The sequence below is a fragment of the Chamaesiphon sp. VAR_69_metabat_338 genome (genome assembly GCF_031423935.1).
Taxonomy (GTDB): domain Bacteria; phylum Cyanobacteriota; class Cyanobacteriia; order Cyanobacteriales; family Chamaesiphonaceae; genus Chamaesiphon.
On record NZ_JANPGM010000300.1, the window covers coordinates 1 to 4,501 of the forward strand.

The window sequence follows — 4,501 nt, forward strand, 5'->3', positions numbered from 1 at the left end:
GAACAGTACTTGCAAATTTCCTATTATGTCTGCTGCCGCCGAAACTTCAAACGAGTCTTTTCTGCCAGTAGTGCGGGAGCTGGCAACAGCATATCAAGCCCTCGCTGCCTATTCTGAGGCGCACGTCAGACAGTTCGACCTCACCCCTGCCCAATTTGATGTCATTGCCACGCTCGGTAATACCAATGGCCTGTGTATGGGCGAATTGGGCGAGAAAACCTTGATTACCAAAGGCACTTTAACCGGGGTGATCGATCGATTAATCCAAAAGCAGCTTGTTTGTCGCGAAACTCCGGCAGAGAATCGCCGCAACGTGCTCGTGCAATTGACTCCCGCAGGGCAAGCAGTATTCGATCGAGTCTTCCCCCTGCATCTCGCTCATCTGAAGGAACGATTCGATAAGATCGATCCTGTGGAGCTAGAACTACTGAAAGTGTTGCTCGGTCGGCTCCGGCAAGCTTTTTAGACTGGATTTGCTTGCAACCCTTGCCAAATTTTGAATAGATCGGATATGCTGAGATTAATTAGTTCTAATTAGAACTAATCTAGTTATAAATGTTTGAGCATGATGGAATCGATCGACATGAATCCGCTACCGACATTATTTATCTCTCACGGCGCACCGGATCTGCCGATTCGGGATGGGGCAGTGACACATTTTTTGCGATCGTTGCATCAACAATTTCCCAAACCGACAGCAATTCTAGTTATTTCTGCTCACTGGAATTCTGCCGAACCGACGGTAAGCAAAGCCATACAGCCCAAAACCATCCATGATTTTTCTGGCTTCCCAGCGGCACTGTATCAACTCGCATATCCTGCGCCTGGTGCGCCAGAATTGGCCGATCGAGTCGTAGATTTACTCGCCCAGGCCGGGATTGCTAGTCGGACAGATCCTAGTCGCGGACTCGACCACGGCGCATGGACGCCGCTAATGTTGGCATATCCAGATGCGGATATTCCCGTCACCCAGCTTTCGATCCAATACCATGCTGGAGCCTTGCACCACTTCCAGATCGGCCAAGCACTCGCACCTCTTAGAGCAGAAGGTATATTGATTTTAGCCAGTGGGAGTGCCACCCATAACATGTGGGAATTTGACAGTTACTATGACGCGCCCCCACCTGACTGGGTGAAAGTTTTCGATGAATGGCTGGCCGAAAGAATTGCCGAAGGCAATTGGGACGCGATCTCGAACTATCGCCAAATCGCACCCTATGCAGAAAAGAATCATCCCACTGATGAACATTTACTACCTTTATTTGTGGCATTAGGTGCCGGAGGTATTGATGTCAAAGGGGTGCAATTGCATCACAGCTATAATTACGGCGCATTTAGTATGGCTGCTTACGCTTTTAGTGGATCGGTGTAATTACAAGATGGGGTTATTCAGTCGCTCTGGTTCTGTAAACCACCATAAGAGACATTGAGTATCTAACAGCAACTTCAATCTTCTTCTCCCTCGAAGGCGGCTAATAAATCTGCGGGTACTTGAAGCAAGCCTCGATCGATCCCCATACTACTCCGCCGATCGAGTTTATTTATATTTATGGGTACTAATTTTGCCACTAGTACTCCGCGATTGGCGATCGTAATCTCTTCGCCTAGCTCTACCCGCGCTAACAATTGGGATAGATGGGTTTTGGCTTGATGAATATTGACAGTATCCATAGCTGGCAACTTAGTTTACAAACTAGGTTTAGTGCAATCCAATTGGCTCGATCTGTGAAGCGAAGTCTCTAGCAGGATTACCCCAATCTAAACTATCGTTGGAATCGATCGACTAGCTAGTAAGAGATGTGAGAAACCGCACCTTTCCTTCATCAAAGTTTTTCACTAAGATCGAAGGAGTAGCTTTAGTCCCATATCATTCATGACCGCAACATCCCTAACACCGCTCCGTATTGCCGAAAAGCTCACCTGGAACTGGCGCGGACATCAGATTAAATATAGCGTGACAGGTGAGGGTCAACCGCTATTGTTGATTCATGGTTTCGGTGCCTCGATCGACCATTGGCGCAAGAATATACCGATCTTAGCCGAGGGTGGATATCAGGTGTACGCGATCGATCTACTGGGATTTGGTGGCTCGGATAAGGCGCAGATCGACTACAGCATGGAACTGTGGGAAGAATTGGTTGTAGACTTCTGGCACGAGTATATTAACCAGCCAACGGTATTTGTCGGTAATTCGATCGGGGCGTTGCTCAGTCTGATGTTGGTGGCACATCACCCCGAAATTAGTGCGGGTGGCGTGTTGATTAATTGTGCGGGGGGATTGAACCATCGCCCAGACGAGTTGAATTTCCTGCTGCGGAATGTGATGGGCATATTTACGAATATTGTCGCATCCCCAGCTTTCGGTCAGTTTTTATTCGATCGAGTCCGGCAGAAATCCCGCATTCGCAGCAGTCTGTATCAGGTCTATCCGCGTCGTGAAGCCGTCACTGACGAACTGATCGATATTATTTACGAACCAGCTTGCGATCCGGGCGCACAGCAAGTTTTTGCCTCGATTCTTACTGCCCCGCCAGGGCCGACGCCTGAGTCGTTATTGCCCGAAGTGACTAAACCGTTACTGGTATTATGGGGTGAGAATGACCCGTGGACGCCAATTAAGGGTGCGAAGGTGTATCGGGAACTCGCTGAAGCAGGGAAGCCCATAAAGGTTGTTTCGATTCCGAATGCGGGGCATTGTCCCCACGATGAGTATCCAGAAGTGGTCAATCCCGCGATGTTGGAGTGGTTGAAAGGGGTAAGGTAATTGGGGGAGATCTACCCACCCCGCCCGATGGGCACCCCGGTCTTGAAGAGGTGCTCTACTTGTGGAAACCCCAAGACCGCACTTTTCGCTCCAAGGAGGGGATTTTCTCTAAATAATGGCAGCTATAGCATGGCACATGTAGCAAATAGACGCGCTGAAAATAGCGATGGCGATCTGTATGTCGATACTAGTTGTATCGATTGCGATACTTGTCGCTGGATGGCTCCAATGGTATTCGATTCTCCAGGGGAGAGGCTTCGCCAACGACAAAATGAGATGTCGGCAGTTTATCATCAACCGATCGATCCCAACGAAAGATTGCAAGCTCTGCAAGCATTATTATCCTGTCCGACGGGATCGATCGGGACTATAAATAAACCGGAAGATATCAAACAAGCTCAAGTATCGCTGCCGCTGTTAGTTACTGAGAATGTGTACCATTGCGGTTATCATGCTGAGGATTCTTATGGTGCAGCGAGTTATTTGATTCAACAGCCCGATGGCAATATTCTGGTAGATTCGCCGCGATTTACGCCGCCGTTGGTCAAACAAGTTGAAGCAATGGGCGGGATAAAATATTTATATCTGACCCATCGTGATGATGTTGCCGACCATCAAAAGTTTCACGAACATTTTGGTTGCGATCGCATTCTCCATCAAGATGAGATTACTGCCGATACTCGAAATGTGGAACACAAAATTCAGGGGCAAGATGTAGTTGGATTTACTCCTGAATTAGTAATTATCCCCGTCCCCGGACACACCAAAGGGCACACAGTTTTACTATACAAAGATCGGTTTTTATTCAGCGGCGATCATCTGGCTTTTCGTAGTCAGCTCGGACATTTGGGAGCAGTTCGCGATGCCTGTTGGTATTCGTGGGCAGAACAGATTAAGTCGATGAGAGAATTAGCTAATTATGATTTTGAATGGGTGTTACCCGGTCATGGTAGACGCTATCATGCTGATGTTGCTAAGATGCACGAACAGATGGATTTGTGCGTTGAGTGGATGCAGACTGTCTGATTAGCTAATCTAAATTGTGCCAATCGATCGCGCACTGTTGGCATAGGAGATTACTATCCGTGGCGGTTACAATGCGATCGGCGATCGAGAGGTACCATTCCAAAATATTATATAGTTTCTATTTTACCAACTTAATTCTTGTGTTAGGCTGGTGACAGCCAGATCGCAATTATCAAAGACACGATCGAGCGCACCTGGAAAATTAAATATGAGCACGATTAAAGTTGAAGTCTGCGAAATTTTAGAGATTAAACCGCATGAAAATGCTGACGCATTAGAATTAGCCACCGTGCAAGGTTGGCAAATGTGTGTCAAAAAAGGCGTGCATCAATCTGGAGATTTGGTCGTTTATTTCGAGCAGGGCACAGTGTTGCCAAAAGAAGTTGCCGATCGATTGAATGTGGCTACTTATTTATCTGAGAAAACTGATATTAATGGCGATCGCGTGTTGGTAGTCTACCGGATTAAATTGCGGGGCGAGCCGTCGTTTGGCTTGGTCGTTCAGCCCGAAGTGGGGATGAAATTGGGTGAAGATGTGGCGGAGTTTTATAGGGCGACGAAATACTTTCCACCAGTTAAAGCTCAAGCTGGCGATAGTGCGGTTGACGATCCCTATTTTCCAAAGTACACCAACCTGGAAAACATGCGGAGCTACCCAAATTTATTAGAAGTCGGCGAAGCAGTGGTGGCTACAGAAAAAATCCATGGTAC

Annotated in this window: 5 protein-coding genes and 1 pseudogene; 5 read left to right on the forward strand and 1 reads right to left on the reverse strand. The window is 47.5% G+C overall.

Features of this window, described 5'->3' with window-relative positions:
- Positions 1 to 25: 25 nt before the first annotated feature.
- Together RMO84_RS08750 and RMO84_RS08755 are read left to right on the forward strand one after the other, a co-directional pair.
- Positions 26 to 466: a MarR family winged helix-turn-helix transcriptional regulator gene (locus tag RMO84_RS08750; protein WP_396135807.1), complete on the forward strand. Its 441-nt coding sequence runs from the start codon at positions 26 to 28 to the stop codon at positions 464 to 466.
- Between the two features lie 99 nt (positions 467 to 565).
- The gene (locus tag RMO84_RS08755) at positions 566 to 1,372 is read left to right on the forward strand and encodes a class III extradiol ring-cleavage dioxygenase (protein WP_310488094.1); all 807 of its coding nucleotides are present in this window, start codon (positions 566 to 568) and stop codon (positions 1,370 to 1,372) included.
- Between the two features lie 74 nt (positions 1,373 to 1,446).
- Here the strand turns inward: RMO84_RS08755 and RMO84_RS08760 are convergent, their stop codons facing one another.
- Positions 1,447 to 1,671 (reverse strand): type II toxin-antitoxin system prevent-host-death family antitoxin, encoded by a 225-nt coding sequence (locus RMO84_RS08760; RefSeq protein ID WP_310488095.1) that lies wholly within the window; start codon positions 1,669 to 1,671, stop codon positions 1,447 to 1,449.
- A 202-nt stretch (positions 1,672 to 1,873) separates the two neighbouring features.
- Between RMO84_RS08760 and RMO84_RS08765 the strand changes: the two genes are divergently transcribed.
- The 3 genes and pseudogenes from RMO84_RS08765 to RMO84_RS08775 form a co-directional block, all read left to right on the forward strand.
- Positions 1,874 to 2,764: an alpha/beta fold hydrolase gene (locus tag RMO84_RS08765; protein WP_310488096.1), complete on the forward strand. Its 891-nt coding sequence runs from the start codon at positions 1,874 to 1,876 to the stop codon at positions 2,762 to 2,764.
- Positions 2,765 to 2,893: 129 nt separating this feature from the next.
- Positions 2,894 to 3,790: an MBL fold metallo-hydrolase gene (locus RMO84_RS08770; RefSeq protein ID WP_310488097.1), complete on the forward strand. Its 897-nt coding sequence runs from the start codon at positions 2,894 to 2,896 to the stop codon at positions 3,788 to 3,790.
- Between the two features lie 208 nt (positions 3,791 to 3,998).
- A pseudogene (locus RMO84_RS08775) lies at positions 3,999 to 4,501 on the forward strand (RNA ligase (ATP)); the annotation flags it as partial.

Coding starts and splice junctions, on each gene's coding strand:
- RMO84_RS08750 (WP_396135807.1), top strand. CDS start 26: ATGTCTGCTGCCGCCGAAACTTCAAACGAGTCTTTTCTGCCAGTAGTG.
- RMO84_RS08755 (WP_310488094.1), top strand. CDS start 566: ATGATGGAATCGATCGACATGAATCCGCTACCGACATTATTTATCTCT.
- RMO84_RS08760 (WP_310488095.1), bottom strand. CDS start 1,671: ATGGATACTGTCAATATTCATCAAGCCAAAACCCATCTATCCCAATTG.
- RMO84_RS08765 (WP_310488096.1), top strand. CDS start 1,874: ATGACCGCAACATCCCTAACACCGCTCCGTATTGCCGAAAAGCTCACC.
- RMO84_RS08770 (WP_310488097.1), top strand. CDS start 2,894: ATGGCACATGTAGCAAATAGACGCGCTGAAAATAGCGATGGCGATCTG.